The sequence below is a fragment of the Mesorhizobium sp. M0306 genome, from assembly GCF_040321655.1.
In the GTDB taxonomy this organism is placed as follows: Bacteria; Pseudomonadota; Alphaproteobacteria; order Rhizobiales; family Rhizobiaceae; genus Mesorhizobium.
The window spans coordinates 232,144-248,548 of the sequence record NZ_JAMYRY010000001.1 but is presented as its reverse complement, the minus strand read 5'-3'; the positions used below and the strand labels follow the sequence as shown (position 1 = coordinate 248,548).

The window sequence follows — 16,405 nt, the reverse complement described above, 5'->3', positions numbered from 1 at the left end:
ACAATGGCGAAGGGGAATCACAAAAGGCTGCGCAGCAAGCCGCAAACCCACAGTCTGCTGGAGCACTACCAGCCGATCGACGGCGTCGTCGACGAGATGGTCGATGCGTCGGGCAATCCGCGGCCGGCCTGGCGGCACTTCATCGAGGCACTGGAGGACCTGGGGCCGGAAAAACTTGCCCAGCGCTTTGCCCGCGCCGACCAGTACCTGCGCGATGCCGGCGTCTATTACCGCGTCTATGACAAGGCCGGCGCCAATGAGCGAGAATGGCCGCTGGCGCATGTGCCGCTGCTGATCGAGGAGCAGGAATGGGCTGACATCAGCGCCGGCCTGGTCCAGCGTGCCGATCTGTTCGAAGAGACCATCGCCGACATTTATGGACCGAACCGGCTGGTCGAGAAAGGCATTCTGCCGGCCGGATTGATCGCGGCCAGCCCCGAATATTTGCGGCCGGTCGTCGGAACCAGGCCGGCCAGCGGCCATTTCCTGCACTTCTGCGCCTTCGAGCTCGGCCGTGGCCCGGATGGCCGCTGGTGGGTGCTTGGCGACCGCACACAAGCGCCGTCGGGCGCCGGCTTTGCGCTGGAAAACCGCGTCGCCACCACAAGGGCGCTGTCCGACATTTACGGCGAGATGCATGTGCACCGCCTGGCCGGTTTCTTCCGCCGTTTCCGCGATGCGCTGATCGGCATGGCCAAGCAAGCCGGCGGCCGTGTCGCCATCCTGACGCCGGGACCGCTGAACGAAACCTATTACGAACATGCCTACATCGCCCGTTATCTCGGCATCATGCTGCTCGAGGGCGAGGACCTGACCGTCTCCGGCGGCAGGCTGATGGTGCGCACGGTTTCGGGGCTGATGCCGGTCAGCGTCTTGTGGCGACGACTCGACGCCGCCTTCGCCGATCCGCTCGAACTGCGGCCGGACTCGCAGATCGGCACGCCGGGGCTGGTCGAAGCGGTCCGGCAAGGGGCGGTTTCGGCCGTCAATGCACTGGGCTCCGGCCTGATGGAGACCCGCGCGCTGCTCGCCTTCCTGCCGAAGATTTCGCGCGCCCTGCGCAATGAGGAGCTGCTGCTGCCGACCGTCGCGACATGGTGGTGTGGGCAGGAGACGGAGCGCGAGCATGTGCTCGCCAATATCGACCGCATGGTGATCGGCCCGGCATTGTCGACACGGCTTGCCTTCGAGGACGACGGCTCGACCAAGCTCGGGTCAGCGCTGTCGGTCGAGGAACGGGCCGCGCTCGTCGCCCGGATCGAACAGGACGGCGGCGACTTCGTCGGCCAGGAAGCGGTGACGCTATCGACCACCCCGGTCTATGTCGGCGGCTGGCTGGAGCCGCGGCCGGCAAGCCTGCGCGTCTATCTGGCGCGGACGCCGGAAGGCTGGACGGTGATGCCGGGCGGTTTTGCTCGTGTCGGCTTTTCGCTCGACCCGACGGCCATCGCCATGCAGCGCGGCGGCCAGGCGGCGGATGTGTGGGTGGTCAGCGACAGGCCGGTCGAGCGCGAGACGCTGCTGCCGCAGGAGCACGACAGCTTCACCCGAACCTTGCCGGGCAGCCTGCCCAGCCGCGCGGCTGAGAACCTGACATGGCTCGGCCGCTATATCGAGCGGTCGGAAGACACGGTGCGCATCCTGCGCGCCTACCATGTGCGGCTGGCCGAGACATCCGATCCCGAGATGCCGCTGCTCGCCGATATCAGGGACTATCTCGCGCCGTTCGGCATCGACGTCGAGACGGCAATCCCATTGGGGCTCATCGGCACCCTGGACAGCGCCGTCTACAGTGCCGGACAGATCCGCGACCGCTTCTCGCCCGATGGCTGGCTGGCATTGAAAGATCTGTCGAAGACCATCCATCAATTTGCCGCGACAGTGGCGCCGGGCGACGACGCGACAAGGGCAATGACGGTCATCCTGCGCAAGCTGGCCGGGTTTTCCGGCCTGCTGCACGAGAACATGTACCGCTTTGCCGGCTGGCGTTTCCTGGAAATCGGCCGCAGGCTCGAACGCGGCATCCAGATCGCCCGCACGCTCGCCCGGCTGACCAGAGCCCAGGCGCCGGAAGGCGCGCTCGACATGATGCTGGAGATCGGCGACAGCGTCATGACCCACCGTCGGCAATATCCGGTGCAGGCGGGACGGCGCACGGTGGTCGACCTTCTGGCGCTCGATCCGCTCAACCCGCGCTCAATCCTTTTTCAGCTCGAACGGCTGAAGGCCGAAATCGCGCTGCTGCCCGCTGTCGGCGCTGAAGGCCATATGTCGCCCGCGGCCAAGGAAATCCTGCAGCTCAACACGTCGATTGCCATCAAGGAGCCTTCGGACATGACTGCCAAGGCCCTCGGCGATCTCGCCAATGAAATCGGCGGGCTCTACAACAGCCTCTCCAAAGCCTATTTCGGGTAGAGACGGCATGCTCTACGACATCAGGCTTCACCTGCGTTACGACTATGATGCGGCGGCCGGCGGCGGCCGCCATCAGGTCCGCGTGCTGCCGCCGACCATCCCTGGCGTGCAGCGCGTCATCGCCGCTTCTCTGTCGTTTGTGCCGGCGCCCAGCGAACGCTCCGACTTTTCCGACTTTTTCGGCAACAGTGTCACCTCGATCGCCTTTCGTGACGCGCATGATGCGCTCGACATCAGGATGAGCGCGCGTGTTTCAGTGTCGCGGCCGGAGCCCGGGCTCGACGTATCGCCGGACATACGCCGGCTGAGGGAAGAACTCGGCGCAGTGCACTCGCTGGCGCCGGCTTCGCCGCATCACTTTCTGGCCGCCAGCGATCATGCCGGCATCGATGCGGCAATCACTGCCTATGCGAAAGGCAGTGCCGGCAGTTCGACAGTCGGCACGGCCATGGCTCTGTGCAACCGCATTCACCGCGATTTCACCTATGACGGCGAGGCGACCACCGTGCAGACGCGGGCCAGCGACGCCTTCGGCCTGAAGCGCGGCGTCTGCCAGGATTTTTCCCACATCATGATCGCCGGCCTGCGCGGCCTCGGCATCCCTGCAGGCTATGTCAGCGGGTTCCTGCGCACCATTCCGCCGCGCGGGAAGCCGCGGCTCGAAGGCGCCGACGCCATGCACGCCTGGGTCAAGGTGTGGTGCGGGCGCGATGCCGGCTGGCAGGAATTCGATCCGACCAATGGCATGCGGGCAAGCAACGACCATATCACGGTAGGCTATGGCCGCGACTACTCCGATGTGGCGCCGATCGTCGGCGTGCTGAAAACCACTGGTGGACAGGTCGGCGAGCAAGCGGTCGACGTCATTCCGGTCGTGCTCGAAAAGGCGTGAGAATGCACCTCTTCATTGCACGGCGGTGTCGATAGGCTGTCCTGGAACCAAGAGATCAAGAGGCGGTGGAACCCGCAGCCGGCAAGCGGCTTATCTACGGAAATTCCGTGGAGAGGACATGCTGGACAAATCCGGGTCGTCGTCTGGCCGATCGGCTGTGAGGAAAGCTGCACCAAAGAACGGGGTGCCGCAGAACGGAGCGCTGGAGAACGGCGCGCAAGCCTCGGCCGTTCGGGCCTCGCTCAACTATGTCACCGACACTGAACCCGGTATTCGCCGGCTGCGTTCGGGCAAGGGGTTCTCGTACAAAGGACCCGACGGGCCGATTGTCGACGGGGAGGCGCTGGCACGCATCAAGGCGCTTGCCATTCCACCGGCCTGGACGGATGTGTGGATCTCGCCGGATGCCGACGGTCACATCCAGGCGACCGGTCGGGACCAGCGCGGCCGCAAACAATACCGCTATCATCCGCAATGGGCAGAGGAGCGCGACGGGGTCAAATATTCGAGCCTCATCGCCTTCGCCGAAAGCCTGCCCGAATTGCGACGGAAGATCGACGCCGATCTGCGTCGTCACGGCCTGCCGCTGGAGCGCGTCGTGGCGGCCATCGTCTGGCTGCTCGACAACACAATGATCCGTGTCGGCAATGCCGCCTATGCCCGCGACAACAAGAGTTTTGGACTGACCACGCTGCGTGACCGCCATGTCGACATCAAGGGCTCGAGCCTGCGTTTCGCCTTCACCGGCAAATCCGGCAAGGAATGGAGATTGAAGCTTGTCGATCGCCGGATCGCCAAGATCGTGCGTGGAGCGCAGGACCTGCCGGGACAGAAGTTGTTCCAGTATCTCGACGAGGATGGAAACAGGCGTCCGGTGCGCTCAGACGACGTCAACCGCTATATCAGGGATAACGCCGGGGCGGAGTTCAGCTCCAAGCACTTCCGAACCTGGGGCGGCACCATTCATGCGGCGTCGCTGTTTGCGCAAACCGAACGTCCGGAAAGCCAGGCGCAGCAAAAGCGGGTGATGAACAATGTCATCGACAAGGTTGCCGAGCGGCTTGGCAACACACGCGCGGTTTGTCGCCAATGCTACATCCATCCGGAAGTCTTCCGCGCCTGGTCCGAAGGACGGCTGCTCGACGAAATGGCGGATGCCAACAAAGGGAAACGGTCGATCGCCGGGCTCGACGACGAGGAAGCCTTGGTCTTGAGATGGCTGAAGGCGAGGGAATGACGCCGGACCGGAGCGTATTTTTTTGTCGACGCCATGTCGGCATCGGTCCTAGTGTTTCGTCCTTTGATAAAGAAAAGGACGACCCATGCTCTACGCGATCCTCTGCTATGCCTCTGAAGATGTCGTTTGCTCCTGGAGCAAGGAGCAGGACGATGCCGTCATGGAAAAGCTTATCGGCGTGCAGGAAAAATATGCCCAGGCCGGCCGGCTTGGCCCGGTGGCGCGGCTCTTGCCGACGACCGCGGCGACGACGCTGAGGAAGGTCAAGGGCGAATCGATCGTCATCGACGGGCCGTTTGCCGAAACCAAGGAACAGTTCCTCGGCTTCTACACGCTCGAATGCGCCGACCTCGATGAGGCCGTCGACTTCGCGCGCGAGCTTTCCGAGGTCAACCCGAGCGGCGGCTCCTACGAAATCCGGCCGGTCTCGCTCTTCAATCCCGCCAAGGTTTCCGCATGACCGAACTCGCCTGGATCAGCACGGCAATCAGCACCGCTCGCCCGCAGGCGATGGGGGCATTGCTGCGCTACTTCCGCGACCTCGACGCGGCGGAGGAAGCATTCCAGGACGCCTGCCTGAGGGCACTGAACAACTGGCCGAAAAACGGTCCTCCGCGCGATCCGGCAGCCTGGCTGATCTTCGTCGGCCGCAACAGCGGCATCGATGCGGTGCGCAAGCGCGCCAAGCAGGCGCCGCTGCCGGAAGAGGATCAGATCTCCGATCTGGAAGATGCCGAGAGCGACGTCGCCGAGCGGCTGGACGGGGCGCATTACCGCGACGATATTTTGCGGCTGCTGTTTATCTGCTGCCATCCCGACCTGCCGGCGACACAGCAGATCGCGGTGGCGTTGCGCATCGTCTCCGGCCTGGCGGTCAAGCAGATCGCCCGCGCCTTCCTCGTCGGTGAAAGCGCCATGGAGCAACGTATCACGCGCGCCAAGGCGCGTATCGCCGACGCCGGGGTGCCGTTCGAGACGCCGGGAGCGGTCGAGCGCTCCGAACGGCTCGCCGCCGTCGCCGCCATGGTCTACTTGATCTTCAACGAAGGCTATTCCAGCAACAGCGGCGAGGCTTCGGCGCGTGCGCCGCTTTGCGAAGAGGCGATCCGGCTGGCCCGCCTGCTGCTCAGGCTATTCCAGACCGAGCCGGAGATCATGGGGCTGACCGCGCTGTTGCTGCTGCAGCATGCACGCTCGCCGGCTCGCTTCGACGAGAACGGCGAGATCGTGCTGCTCGAAGACCAGGACCGCAGCCTGTGGAGCCGCAAGATGATCGATGAAGGCCTGGCGCTGGTCGATAAGGCGTTGCGCCATCGCAAGCCCGGTCCCTACCAGGTGCAAGCGGCGATCGCCGCACTGCATGCGCGGGCGGAAAAGCCCGAGGATACGGACTGGAACGAGATCGACCTGCTCTACGGCCTGCTCGAGCAGATGCAGCCGTCGCCGGTGGTGACGCTCAACCGCGCCGTCGCGGTCTCCAAGGTGCGTGGACCGGAAGCCGCACTCGCCATGATCGAGCCGCTGGAGGGAAGGCTTTCCGGCTATTTCCATTTCTTCGGCCTCAAGGGCGGACTGCTGATGCAGCTTGGCCGCGGCGAGGAGGCACGCGTCGCTTTCGACCGCGCCATCGCGCTTGCCAATACGGCCGCAGAGGCAGCGCATATCCGCATGCATATCGACCGGCTGATGAAAGAAGGCGCTAAGCAAACGGCGCATTGATCCGACGCCTCCGCCTGGTTCAACGGTCTGACCTTTGCTTAGACCATGCCGGGGTGGCGATTTTTCCCTGAAACGCGTAATGCCACGCCATGACAGCGCCTGGTGTGCCGACCGGCAGGGAGCGGGTATGGCGCAAGGCTTGGACCGACGCCATATGAGCGACGGGATCTGGAAAGGGATGAAAATGACGATTGCGAAGGAAACGGCCGGGCTTCTGGCGAAACTGGGCGTTGCCGAGGGCGCGCTTACGGGCGGCGACCTCATCGTGCGCAGCCCGGTGACCGGCGAGCAGATCGCCGCGCTGAAGACCATCTCGCCGGCTGATGCGGCAACGACCATCGACAATGCCCACAAGGCTTTCCTGGCGTGGCGGCAGGTGCCAGCTCCCAAGCGTGGAGAGCTGGTGCGGCTGCTCGGCGAGGAATTGCGCACACACAAGACCGAGCTTGGCCGGTTGGTGTCGATCGAAGTCGGCAAGATCCCGTCCGAGGGTCTAGGCGAAGTGCAGGAGATGATCGACATCTGCGATTTCGCCGTCGGTCTTTCCCGGCAATTGTACGGCCTGACCATCGCCACCGAGCGTCCCGGCCATCGCATGATGGAAACCTGGCATCCGCTCGGCGTCGTCGGCGTGATCTCGGCCTTCAACTTTCCGGTGGCGGTATGGTCGTGGAACGCGGCACTTGCGCTGGTCTGCGGCGACGCGGTGGTGTGGAAGCCGTCCGAGAAGACACCGCTGACGGCGCTCGCCTGCGAAGCGATCTTCAAGCGCGCAGCAGAACGTTTCGGCGATGCGCCGAAGGGGCTGGCGCCGGTTCTGATCGGCGATCGCGCCGTCGGCGAGATCCTGGTCGATCATCCCAGGGTGCCGCTGGTATCGGCCACCGGCTCGACGCGCATGGGCAGGGACGTCGGCCCACGGCTGGCGAAGCGCTTTGCCCGTGCCGTGCTGGAGCTCGGCGGCAACAATGCCGGCATCGTCTGCCCGACGGCCGACCTCGCCATGGCGCTCCGCGCCATTGCCTTCGGCGCCATGGGCACGGCCGGCCAGCGCTGCACGACGCTAAGGCGCCTTTTCGTGCATGAGAGTGTCTACGACCAGCTCGTTCCGCGCCTGAAGAAAGCTTATGAAAGCGTCTCGGTCGGCAATCCGCTGGAGACAAGGGCTCTGGTCGGCCCGCTGATCGATAAGGCTGCCTACGGGAATATGCAGAAGGCGCTGGAGGAGGCGGCTTCGCATGGTGGTAAGATAACCGGCGGAATACGGGTCGAGAACGGCCATCCCGAGGCCTACTATGTGCGTCCGGCGCTGGTCGAAATGCCGCGGCAGGTTTCGCCAGTGACGGAGGAGACCTTCGCGCCGATCCTCTATGTGATGAAATATTCGGACTTCGACGCCGTGCTTGACGAGCACAATGCGGTGGGAGCGGGGCTGTCGTCGTCGATCTTTACCCGCGACCTGCAGGAATCCGAGCGCTTCCTCGGCGTCGACGGGTCGGACTGCGGTATCGCCAATGTCAATATAGGCACGTCGGGGGCAGAGATCGGTGGTGCCTTCGGGGGCGAGAAGGAGACCGGCGGCGGCCGCGAGAGCGGCTCCGACGCTTGGAAGGCCTATATGCGGCGCGCCACCAATACGGTGAATTATTCCAAGGCGCTGCCGCTTGCGCAGGGCGTGTCGTTCGACATCGATTGAAATGCCAGACCTCCGTCGCGGCGGCGCCAAGGCTGCCACGACGGCGTTCGGCTCGCGGTTCAGCTGCCGTCGGAAGCTACAACACAATTGTCGAAGGCTGTATCGATGATGGCGAGCTTGACCGCCTGGGCGGTCATGTATTCCTGATAGAACTCGCTCGACACCCACATGACCGAATGACCGCGCTGGCCCAGCCAGCCGATGCTGCCGAGTTCCTCGGCATCGCGCAATTTGCGTGACAGGTGGGTCCGGGAGAGCTTGAGCCAGTTCGCGAAATCTCCGATTGAGACGACACCGGTCGGAATTCGGTCCAGGTCGGCATGATCGGGATCGACGCCGGACATCAGCCAATCCATGACGATGCCGCCATTGTCGAGCCAGGTGAACAAGGAAAAAGTCTGTCTTGGCTCGCGCACGGCATGCGACGAAAGCAGTCCGTCGGCCACCAGTGGCTGCAGTTTGGCGAGTACGTCCGGTTGTGCGACGAATGCAGCCAGTCGAGATCCACCGTCCAGGCTGTCCAGCGTTTTCAGATGGGCCATGACCCAGCCGGCAACCGTCTCCAGAGTGCCCGCGGTCGGCTCAAAGGGGCGGATGCGCCCATATTTAATCGGCAGATGCCGGATGAAACCGTAATGCAGCATCTCCTTCAGGAAGGCATCGGCGGTGTTGCGGCTGGCCACCGAATGCCGGCAGATGCCGTCCATCAACCGTGTAGACGTAAGTCCCTTGCGATGATCGTCCGGCTCTCGATCGAAATACAAGGCAAGGCCGATATGGGCCATCAGCCAGCGTTGTTGCGTGGCGAATACGGAAGCCAGCCGCGGGTTCGCTTCATAGGTCTGGAGCAGCGTCCGCGACTGAGTCTGGACATGGCGACGCAATGCCGGATGGCCGGCAATGTCTTCAGAAACCAGCGCCATCCCCGCCGAGCCCAACCAAATTCGCAACTGGAAATGCCGGTAACAATTTCAGCCTTCGCGGGCCGTGTCCAGAGCCGGCGCATCAGGATACGAGCTGAATCCCGCCGGCTAGTAGCTGAATTCCGTGACTTGGTCGCCGAGGACCCTGATCTCGCGAGCGCTGATCTTGCCGCACGAGGCTAGCCTGCTCGAACCCACAAATGGTGGCTTCGCCTGGCCAGCCCGTGCTACCGTCGATGGCGATGCGGAACCAACACAAGTTTTGCTCGTTGAAGAACGCTGATTGGACTGAGACAGTAAGGAACTACAAATGGAGAATGGCCTTCTTGCCACGCCGCCTGCAGCTTTCCGGCAAACAGAGTCGGTCTGGCCACGAGCGCTCAAGTGGCTGTTGCGCCGGGTGCGCAGTGCCTCCGACAGCTCGGGAACCATGTTGAAGCCAATCCTTTCCGAACCCGGGGACGATAGCGGGCCTACTTCGCCTCGACGCGCTTGAGGCTGACCGCGCTGCTATCTTGACGTCAAAAATGACCGCTCACATATCTCTTTATGGCTGCCGCCGCAGCCGACAGCCATGACCGCTTCGAAGGCCTGTCACGGCGGCGTGTCCGCCTGATGCAGCAGGCGAGAGCGGCCGTGGCACGCAGCGGCGGGAACCATCGGGCGTGCTTGGCTATTAGATACAGGCGGCTGCTGGTCTGCCGGGCCAGGAGCCATTGCTATGATCATCAATCCCCCACCGGAAAGCGCCATCCCGGCATCCGTTCCGTCGGTCGATCCAAAAGCCGCCCCGACGCTTCGCAATGCCGAAGCGGAGGTCTTTTATATCGAAGCGATCCGCGAACTTGTCGCGACCGGCATCCCCTTTCTTGTCGCCGGCACCTATGCCGTAAGCGCCTATACCGGGATCATCCGCCTGACCAAGGATCTCGACATTTTCTGCAAGGCCGGCGACTGCCCGCGCATCCTCGCCCATTTCAAGCGGATCGGCTACGCCGTCGTGGTCGAGGACGACCGGTGGCTGGGCAAAGTGTTCAAGGGGACGCATTTTTTCGACGTCATTTTCGCCTCAATGAACGGCACAATGCCGGTCGACGACCAGTGGCTGGAGCACGCCCGTCAGGGCGAATTGCTGGGCAGCCAGGTGCGGATCATCGGTCCCACCGAGCTTGTCTGGTCCAAATGTTTCATCCAGGACCGCGGCCGCCACGATGGCGCCGACGTTTCGCACACCATCCTCAAGACGCACGACCAGATCGACTGGCAAAGGCTGCTTTCCTACATGGAAGTTCATTGGGAAGTTCTGCTGATGCATCTCTTGAACTTCCGATGGATCTATCCGTCGGAGCGGGGCCGCGTACCCGCCTGGCTGCTCGACGAGCTGCTTGACCGGCTGGCCAAGCAGCGCGAATTGCCACCTTCCCGGATGAAAATCTGCCGTGGGCGCATGCTTTCACGAACCGACTATGAGATCGACGTCAAGGACTGGGGCTTTGCCGACGTCGGCGGTGAAGGAGAACATAGCAATGGCTGACGAGCTCGAAACTGCTCCGGCAAAGGCGGAAAGCGGCAGCGCACTCAAAGTCGCCGCCATTGGCGATCTGCATGTCGGCAAGGAAGACCAGGCCTCGTACCGCGATCTTTTCGGCGAGATGTCGCGTGAAGCCCAGGTTCTCGTGCTGACGGGCGACCTTACCAATCTCGGCAAGCCTCGGGAGGCCGAAATCCTTGCCGAGGAACTGCGTGCTTGCACGATCCCGGTCGTCGCCGTACTTGGCAACCACGACTATGAGTCAGGCGCCGTCGCCCAGGTCACCGACATTCTGCGCCAGGCGGGCGTTCACCTGCTCGACGGCGAGGCGACAGAGATTCACGAGGTCGGGTTCGTTGGGGTCAAGGGTTTCGTTGGCGGTTTTGGATCGCGCATGCTCGGCTCCTTCGGCGAACCAGCGATCAAGTCAATGGTGGCGGAAAGCGTGAACGAAGCGATGCGGCTTGAAAACGCAATGCGGCAGGTCCGCGCCAAACGCACGCTTGTCGTTCTGCACTACGCGCCTGTCATCGAGACGGTCGAAGGCGAGCCGCTGGAGATATTCCCGTTTCTCGGTTCGTCACGCCTGGCCGAGACAATAGACCGGTTCCAGGTCAGCGCGGTGGTGCATGGTCATGCGCATCGCGGCGCCTATGAGGGCCGCACGCCGGGCGGGGCGCCGGTCTATAACGTTGCCATGCATGTCGCCAAGCCGACCGGCCGCCCCTACGCCATGCTCGAAATCTAATAGGTGTTGAACGCCCGCTTTGGCGGAATATCGTTTTCATCCGGATTGGGAATGGGGTCCTCGTCGGGAAGCCTGTCGGGGTCCGGCTCACGCACGGGCTTGGGATCTGGGATGGGAGGCGGTGGCACCGGGGTCGGTGTCGGCTCGGGTGTGGGAACAGTGGCCATCGTAATCATCTCCTCTTGGCGCAGAACAACGCAACGGGTCGGCTGGTTCCCGGCTTGCCCGTTTTTGGAAAACCACACCGTCGCACTTGCCGGTCAGCCCATTTCGGGATTCGGCTGGCTGCCGCCCGACTTGCTTGACCGGAGCAGCAGCGCCAGCGGAACAAGCAGGGCGGTTGCCACCGCGCAGTAGCGGAAGACATCGACATAGGCGAGCAACGTGGCTTGGCGGGCGATCAACTGGCCGAGCCAGCCGATCGCCTGCTGCTTCGCCTCGACCAGCGGCGAACCATGGGCGACGAAATGCTCGGTCGCCTGCCGAAGCACCTGCTGATAGGCGGGCGACGATTGCACGGTGCGGCCGACCAGGTTCGATTGATGGATCTGGGAGCTTTGCGCAATGACGGTGTTGGACAGCGAGACGCCGATGCTGCCGCCGATATTGCGTGCAACGTTGATCAGCGCCGATGCCTGGTTGGTCTTCTGCGGGGGCAGGCCGACATAGGCCGCGGTTGAAATGGGAATGAACAAGAACGGCAGCCCGACCATCAGGAAGGCACGGGCAAAGGCAAAGAAGCGGAAGCTGGCGTCCGGGGTGAGCGAGGTCATGTGCCAAAGGGCCACTGCGACCACCGACATGCCCATCATGATCAGGTATTTGGGTTGCACGATGCTGCCTACAAATCCGGACACCGGCATCAAGATCAGCATGGCGATGCCGCCCGGCATCATCGAAAGGCCCGAGAGCGTCGCGGTGTAGGCAAATGTCGTCTGCTGCAGCTGCGGAACGATCTGGGTGGTGCTGAACAGGATAGCACCGACCGCCATCATGACCAGGAAGGCCGTACCGAACTGGCGCGTGAACAACAGGCGCATGTCGACGACCGGATCGCTGCGACTGATTTCCCATGGGATAAGCAGCAGGAACGCGATCGCGGAAATCACTGCGAAAGTGGTGATGAAATTCGAGGCGAACCAATCGTAGCGCTGGCCCCGGTCGAGGAAGATCTCCAGGCATCCCAAGGCTATCGCCACCAGGACGAACCCGACCCCGTCTATCTTCAGGCCGCCTTTCAGCCGTTCCTTGCGTTCGCGTTCGAGTACGTCCGGTTCGACCAACAGCCATTGCACCAGCGCCAGCGACAGGATGCCGAACGGCACGTTGATGAAGAAGATCCAGTGCCAGGAGAAATGGTCCGTCAGCCAGCCGCCGATCGTCGGCCCGACCGTCGGTGCGACGATGACGGCAATGCCGTAAAGTGCGAAGGCTTGCGAGCGCTTTTCAGGCGGAAAGGTGTCGGCAAGGATCGATTGTTCGCTTGGCGCCATGCCGCCGCCACCGAGGCCCTGAAGGACCCTGAACAGGATGAGCAGTTCCAGGTTGGGCGCCAGTCCGCATAGCAGCGACGCGACGGTGAAGGTCGCCACGCAGAGCATGTAGTAGCGCTTGCGGCCGATGACGCTTGCCAGCCAGCCGCTGACCGGGATGATCACCGAGTTGGCGACGAGATAGGTGGTAATCACCCAGGTGCTTTCGTCCATTCCGGCAGCCAGGCTGCCGGCGATGTTGCGCAGGGCGACATTGGCGATCGAGGTGTCCAGCACCAGCATGAAAGTGGCGATGGAGACGACGACGGCGATGAGCCAGGGATTGTGTGTCCCGGCGGCGGATCGGCTTTCGCCCTGATTTCTGGCGCTTTCGCCGCTCATCGCACCTTGACCGTCGGCACCACCGACAGGCCTGGACCGAGAAGCACATCCGGCGGCTTGTCGAAGACGATCTTCACCGGCACGCGCTGCACCACCTTGACGTAATTGCCGGTGGCATTTTCGGCCGGCAGCAGGCTGAAGGCAGTGCCGCTGCCAGCTTGGATGCTGTCGACCCGGCCATGGAAGGACTTGTCCGGGTAGGCGTCGATGTCGATGTCGACCGGCTGTCCCTGCCGCATCAGGTCGAGCTGCGTCTCCTTGAAATTGGCCTTCACCCAGACCTCGTCGGGAACGAACATCATCAATACCTGGCCGGGTTGGGCGTAGGTGCCGTCAGCGGCCGAAATGCTTGTTGCCCGCCCGGCCGCGGGTGCCGTGATGGTCGTGCGTGACAGCGTCGTGCGGGCCTGCTCCTGGCTGGCCTTGGCCTGCTCGAGCTGCGCCTCGGCGCTCCTGGCCTGCGCCTGCAAGACCGAAACCTGGCTTTTTGCCGAGGCGACATTGGCCTCGGCGCTGTCCAGCGCGGCCTGATCCTGACGCAGCGTCGATGCTGCCTGCTGCGCTTGCTGCTGCGTTGCTGTGCCCCTGGCCAGGAGTTCGCGATTGCGTTGATCCTCAGCCTTGGCGAAATCCAGCGCTGCCTTGGCCTGTCCAACCTGCCTCTGGGCAGCGTTCACCTTTGCGTTTTGAGCCTCGATCTGGGCGGTGACATTGACGATTTCGGCCTCGGCCGCGGCGACGCCGGCATCGGCCTGCTTCAGATTCGCCTGATAATCGCTGTCGTCGATATGCAGGAGGACATCGCCCGCCTGTACATGCTGATTGTCGGTAACCGCCAGCTCGGTGATACGGCCGGCGATTTGGGCGCCGATCGTCACCGTTCGGGCGTCAATGAAGGCGTCGTCGGTCGATTCGTACTGGCGGGCGTTCAGCCACCAGATCGCGACGCCTGCCGCGACGAGCAACAGCGCAAGCGCGATGGCTGCGGCCGCATAGGGATGGCGCCTGGGAAAGCCGAGCAGACCTGCCTTTCGTTGCGAGGCATTCCCGTCGGGCTTTTCCTGCCGGGGCCCTGCCGATCGCTCACGAGATTCTCTAACCGGGGTCGGTTGCTCCCGGGTTTCATTTACAGGCTCGACGTCGTGTTCGACGCTTTGAGGCTTCGTGTCCAACGGAATTGCTTTCAAGATTGATATTGCAGCCGCCGAAACGGACGCAAAGCCAAACGGCAAGCTTCCGCAAAAGTTCCTGTCCGGAACGGGTTCGGTTAACGAGTCGACATCGGACCCACCGGCGCGGGCGCGTTGGAATACGAGTGCCGCTTCACCGGGCTGGTGATCCGTACGCTTCATGTTGCGGCGGTCCGGCCTTGTCAGCGCTCCACGGCGCGATAATTGCTCATATAGGCGTGGGCAAATTCACCTGTCGACAGGAGCCGACCATGAAACATCAAACACTCGACCAACTGCATGCCGTCGCGGAAGTTGAGTCCTTCGCGGCGTATCCGGCGATGACTCGAAACCAGCGGATTGAACGTTGGGCAGAACTTCTCGAACAAAACCCGACGCGATGCCTTGGGGCGCTTCCAGGCACCGAATATATGAACAGGGAAGCGCGTGACAGATCGCGTGGGGCTGGGACGCCGCTCACTGTCGCGTTCGAGGATCCGGTTCTGCGTGCCATGGGCCTCAACGACGATACCTATGGTGAGGCAAAGCGCTTCTTCGAACTGAGCGACCGGCAGTTGCACCAAATCGTCTGCCATTGCCATGTTGGCGCTACGATGCAAGCGAGATGGGCCGCTGCCAGGGTGCGCGGGATAGTTCGCGGCAACAGATTTGTTGCCTGGATGAAGGGCTTGATCGTGCATTGACGCGGTACGAGGAACGGCGGAACACGCGTTCTTTCCGCGCCGTGGAGAGCGCTTCCGAACTTGGAAGGGCTCGTGGCCCGTCAGGCCGCGCAGATTGTGAAACTCCTCGACGCTTGGCTGCGCCTTGTCGCGGCCATGCGTCCGTCTTTGATGTGAGAATTTGAGTTGGCCCGCCGCAAGTGAGAGCCTTCGTCCACTGGCGTTCGCGCGCCGTCCAGGCCTGCCTGCGCGGTCTGCTGAGGACGAATGATCCTGCGATCGGGGAAGATCCTGCGACCTGGCTAAACTAGCGATCGATTTCTCCGAACACGATGTCGAGCGAGCCGATGATCGCGGCAACATCGGCGATCATATGGCCTCGGGACAGGAAATCCATCGCTTGCAGGTGGGCGAAGGAAGGTGCGCGGATCTTGCATCGGTAGGGAATGTTGCCTCCGTCCGATACGAGGTAGACGCCGAACTCGCCCTTCGGCGCTTCGACGGCGGCATAGACTTCACCGCTCGGCACGCGAATGCCTTCGGTATAAAGTTTGAAGTGTTGGATCGTCGCTTCCATCGAGCGCTTCATTGTAGCACGCGGCGGCGGCGTGATCTTGCGGTTCGGGATCGCGAACGGCCCCTGGCCTTCGGGCGAGCGCAACTTTTCCAGGCATTGCCGCATGATCCGGACCGACTGGCGCATTTCCTCCATGCGTACGAGATAGCGGTCGTAGCAGTCGCCATGCTTTCCGACCGGGATATCGAAATCCATCTCCGAATAGCATTCGTATGGCTGCGCCTTGCGCAGATCCCATGAGGCGCCCGATCCGCGCACCATCACGCCGGAAAAGCCCCAGGCCCAGGCATCATCGAGGCCGATCACGCCGACATCGACATTGCGCTGCTTGAAAATGCGGTTCTCGGTCAACAGCCCTTCGAGATTGTCGCAGACCTTGAGGAACGGATCGCAGAAATTCCAGATGTCGTCGAGGAGTTCCGGCGGCAGATCCTGATGCACGCCGCCGACCCTGAAATAGTTCGCGTGCATGCGGGCACCGGACGCGCGCTCATAAAAGACCATCAGCTTCTCGCGTTCGGCGAAACCCCAGAGCGGTGGCGTCAGCGCGCCGATGTCCATGGCTTGCGTGGTGACGTTGAGGAGGTGCGATAACAGCCGGCCGATTTCGCAGAAAAGCACGCGGATGAGCTGCCCGCGTTTCGGAATCGATATTTCGAGGAGCTTCTCGGCGGCGAGACAGAATGCATGCTCCTGGTTCATCGGCGCGACGTAGTCGAGCCGGTCGAAATAGGGCAAGGCCTGCAGGTAGTTCTTGTACTCGATGAGCTTCTCGGTGCCACGATGCAGCAGGCCGATGTGGGGATCGGCGCGTTCCACGATCTCGCCGTCGAGTTCGAGCACCAGCCGCAGGACGCCGTGAGCGGAGGGATGTTGTGGCCCGAAATTGATGGTGAAGTTGCGAACTGCAGCCTCGGCCATGACAGTCCTCCGCGATCAGG

14 protein-coding genes are annotated in these 16,405 nt (G+C 62.9%); 9 read left to right on the top strand and 5 right to left on the bottom strand.

Translation table 11 applies throughout. The features are described from left to right. Positions 1-3: 3 nt before the first annotated feature. From NKI95_RS01310 to amaB, 6 genes are all read left to right on the top strand, one after another. Positions 4-2,415, top strand: a complete 2,412-nt coding sequence (locus NKI95_RS01310) for a circularly permuted type 2 ATP-grasp protein (RefSeq protein WP_352713410.1) — start codon at positions 4-6, stop codon at positions 2,413-2,415. A 7-nt stretch (positions 2,416-2,422) separates the two neighbouring features. Continuing rightward, positions 2,423-3,307, top strand: coding sequence for a transglutaminase family protein (locus tag NKI95_RS01305; RefSeq protein WP_352448166.1), 885 nt, complete (start codon positions 2,423-2,425; stop codon positions 3,305-3,307). Between the two features lie 118 nt (positions 3,308-3,425). Continuing rightward, a complete protein-coding gene (locus NKI95_RS01300; RefSeq protein WP_352713408.1) occupies positions 3,426-4,544 on the top strand; it encodes a DNA topoisomerase IB in 1,119 nt (372 codons plus the stop codon). Positions 4,545-4,629: 85 nt separating this feature from the next. After that, a complete protein-coding gene (locus NKI95_RS01295) occupies positions 4,630-5,004 on the top strand; it encodes a YciI family protein (RefSeq protein ID WP_292663532.1) in 375 nt (124 codons plus the stop codon). Next, on the top strand, positions 5,001-6,263 hold the full coding sequence (locus NKI95_RS01290) for an RNA polymerase sigma factor (protein ID WP_352713407.1): 1,263 nt from the start codon (positions 5,001-5,003) through the stop codon (positions 6,261-6,263). The genes NKI95_RS01295 and NKI95_RS01290 overlap by 4 nt, the downstream gene beginning before the upstream one ends. Positions 6,264-6,447: 184 nt before the next feature. Beyond that, the gene (amaB, locus tag NKI95_RS01285; protein ID WP_352713404.1) at positions 6,448-7,959 is read left to right on the top strand and encodes an L-piperidine-6-carboxylate dehydrogenase; all 1,512 of its coding nucleotides are present in this window, start codon (positions 6,448-6,450) and stop codon (positions 7,957-7,959) included. A gap of 59 nt (positions 7,960-8,018) precedes the next feature. Here amaB and NKI95_RS01280 read toward each other — a convergent pair whose 3' ends face one another. After that, positions 8,019-8,882, bottom strand: coding sequence for a hypothetical protein (locus NKI95_RS01280; RefSeq protein ID WP_352713402.1), 864 nt, complete (start codon positions 8,880-8,882; stop codon positions 8,019-8,021). Between the two features lie 721 nt (positions 8,883-9,603). Between NKI95_RS01280 and NKI95_RS01275 the strand changes: the two genes are divergently transcribed. Further along, on the top strand, positions 9,604-10,416 hold the full coding sequence (locus NKI95_RS01275; RefSeq protein WP_352713400.1) for a nucleotidyltransferase family protein: 813 nt from the start codon (positions 9,604-9,606) through the stop codon (positions 10,414-10,416). Continuing rightward, on the top strand, positions 10,409-11,161 hold the full coding sequence (locus NKI95_RS01270) for a metallophosphoesterase family protein (RefSeq protein ID WP_352713397.1): 753 nt from the start codon (positions 10,409-10,411) through the stop codon (positions 11,159-11,161). The genes NKI95_RS01275 and NKI95_RS01270 overlap by 8 nt, the downstream gene beginning before the upstream one ends. Here the strand turns inward: NKI95_RS01270 and NKI95_RS01265 are convergent. The 3 genes from NKI95_RS01265 to NKI95_RS01255 form a co-directional block, all read right to left on the bottom strand. Beyond that, entirely contained in the window at positions 11,158-11,328 is a 171-nt protein-coding gene (locus NKI95_RS01265) for a hypothetical protein (RefSeq protein WP_352713396.1), read from the bottom strand. The genes NKI95_RS01270 and NKI95_RS01265 overlap by 4 nt on opposite strands. A gap of 93 nt (positions 11,329-11,421) precedes the next feature. After that, the gene (locus NKI95_RS01260; RefSeq protein ID WP_352713393.1) at positions 11,422-13,035 is read right to left on the bottom strand and encodes a DHA2 family efflux MFS transporter permease subunit; all 1,614 of its coding nucleotides are present in this window, start codon (positions 13,033-13,035) and stop codon (positions 11,422-11,424) included. Next, complete coding sequence (locus NKI95_RS01255; protein WP_352713391.1) at positions 13,032-14,000, bottom strand: HlyD family secretion protein; 969 nt, start codon at positions 13,998-14,000, stop codon at positions 13,032-13,034. Before NKI95_RS01255 ends, NKI95_RS01260 begins: the two co-directional genes overlap by 4 nt. A 476-nt stretch (positions 14,001-14,476) precedes the next feature. Here NKI95_RS01255 and NKI95_RS01250 point away from each other — a divergent pair, with 476 nt between their 5' ends. Continuing rightward, positions 14,477-14,908: a hypothetical protein gene (locus NKI95_RS01250; RefSeq protein WP_352465792.1), complete on the top strand. Its 432-nt coding sequence runs from the start codon at positions 14,477-14,479 to the stop codon at positions 14,906-14,908. Positions 14,909-15,194: 286 nt separating this feature from the next. Here NKI95_RS01250 and NKI95_RS01245 read toward each other — a convergent pair whose 3' ends face one another. Continuing rightward, positions 15,195-16,385: an NADH-quinone oxidoreductase subunit D gene (locus tag NKI95_RS01245; RefSeq protein ID WP_352713388.1), complete on the bottom strand. Its 1,191-nt coding sequence runs from the start codon at positions 16,383-16,385 to the stop codon at positions 15,195-15,197. Positions 16,386-16,405 lie beyond the last annotated feature (20 nt).

Excerpts from the sequence above, each read along its gene's own strand:
- NKI95_RS01290 (WP_352713407.1), top strand. The coding sequence starts at position 5,001 with ATGACCGAACTCGCCTGGATCAGCACGGCAATCAGCACCGCTCGCCCG.
- NKI95_RS01300 (WP_352713408.1), top strand. The coding sequence starts at position 3,426 with ATGCTGGACAAATCCGGGTCGTCGTCTGGCCGATCGGCTGTGAGGAAA.
- amaB (WP_352713404.1), top strand. The coding sequence starts at position 6,448 with ATGACGATTGCGAAGGAAACGGCCGGGCTTCTGGCGAAACTGGGCGTT.
- NKI95_RS01305 (WP_352448166.1), top strand. The coding sequence starts at position 2,423 with ATGCTCTACGACATCAGGCTTCACCTGCGTTACGACTATGATGCGGCG.
- NKI95_RS01275 (WP_352713400.1), top strand. The coding sequence starts at position 9,604 with ATGATCATCAATCCCCCACCGGAAAGCGCCATCCCGGCATCCGTTCCG.
- NKI95_RS01295 (WP_292663532.1), top strand. The coding sequence starts at position 4,630 with ATGCTCTACGCGATCCTCTGCTATGCCTCTGAAGATGTCGTTTGCTCC.
- NKI95_RS01265 (WP_352713396.1), bottom strand. The coding sequence starts at position 11,328 with ATGGCCACTGTTCCCACACCCGAGCCGACACCGACCCCGGTGCCACCG.
- NKI95_RS01270 (WP_352713397.1), top strand. The coding sequence starts at position 10,409 with ATGGCTGACGAGCTCGAAACTGCTCCGGCAAAGGCGGAAAGCGGCAGC.
- NKI95_RS01280 (WP_352713402.1), bottom strand. The coding sequence starts at position 8,882 with ATGGCGCTGGTTTCTGAAGACATTGCCGGCCATCCGGCATTGCGTCGC.
- NKI95_RS01250 (WP_352465792.1), top strand. The coding sequence starts at position 14,477 with ATGAAACATCAAACACTCGACCAACTGCATGCCGTCGCGGAAGTTGAG.
- NKI95_RS01245 (WP_352713388.1), bottom strand. The coding sequence starts at position 16,385 with ATGGCCGAGGCTGCAGTTCGCAACTTCACCATCAATTTCGGGCCACAA.
- NKI95_RS01260 (WP_352713393.1), bottom strand. The coding sequence starts at position 13,035 with ATGAGCGGCGAAAGCGCCAGAAATCAGGGCGAAAGCCGATCCGCCGCC.
- NKI95_RS01310 (WP_352713410.1), top strand. The coding sequence starts at position 4 with ATGGCGAAGGGGAATCACAAAAGGCTGCGCAGCAAGCCGCAAACCCAC.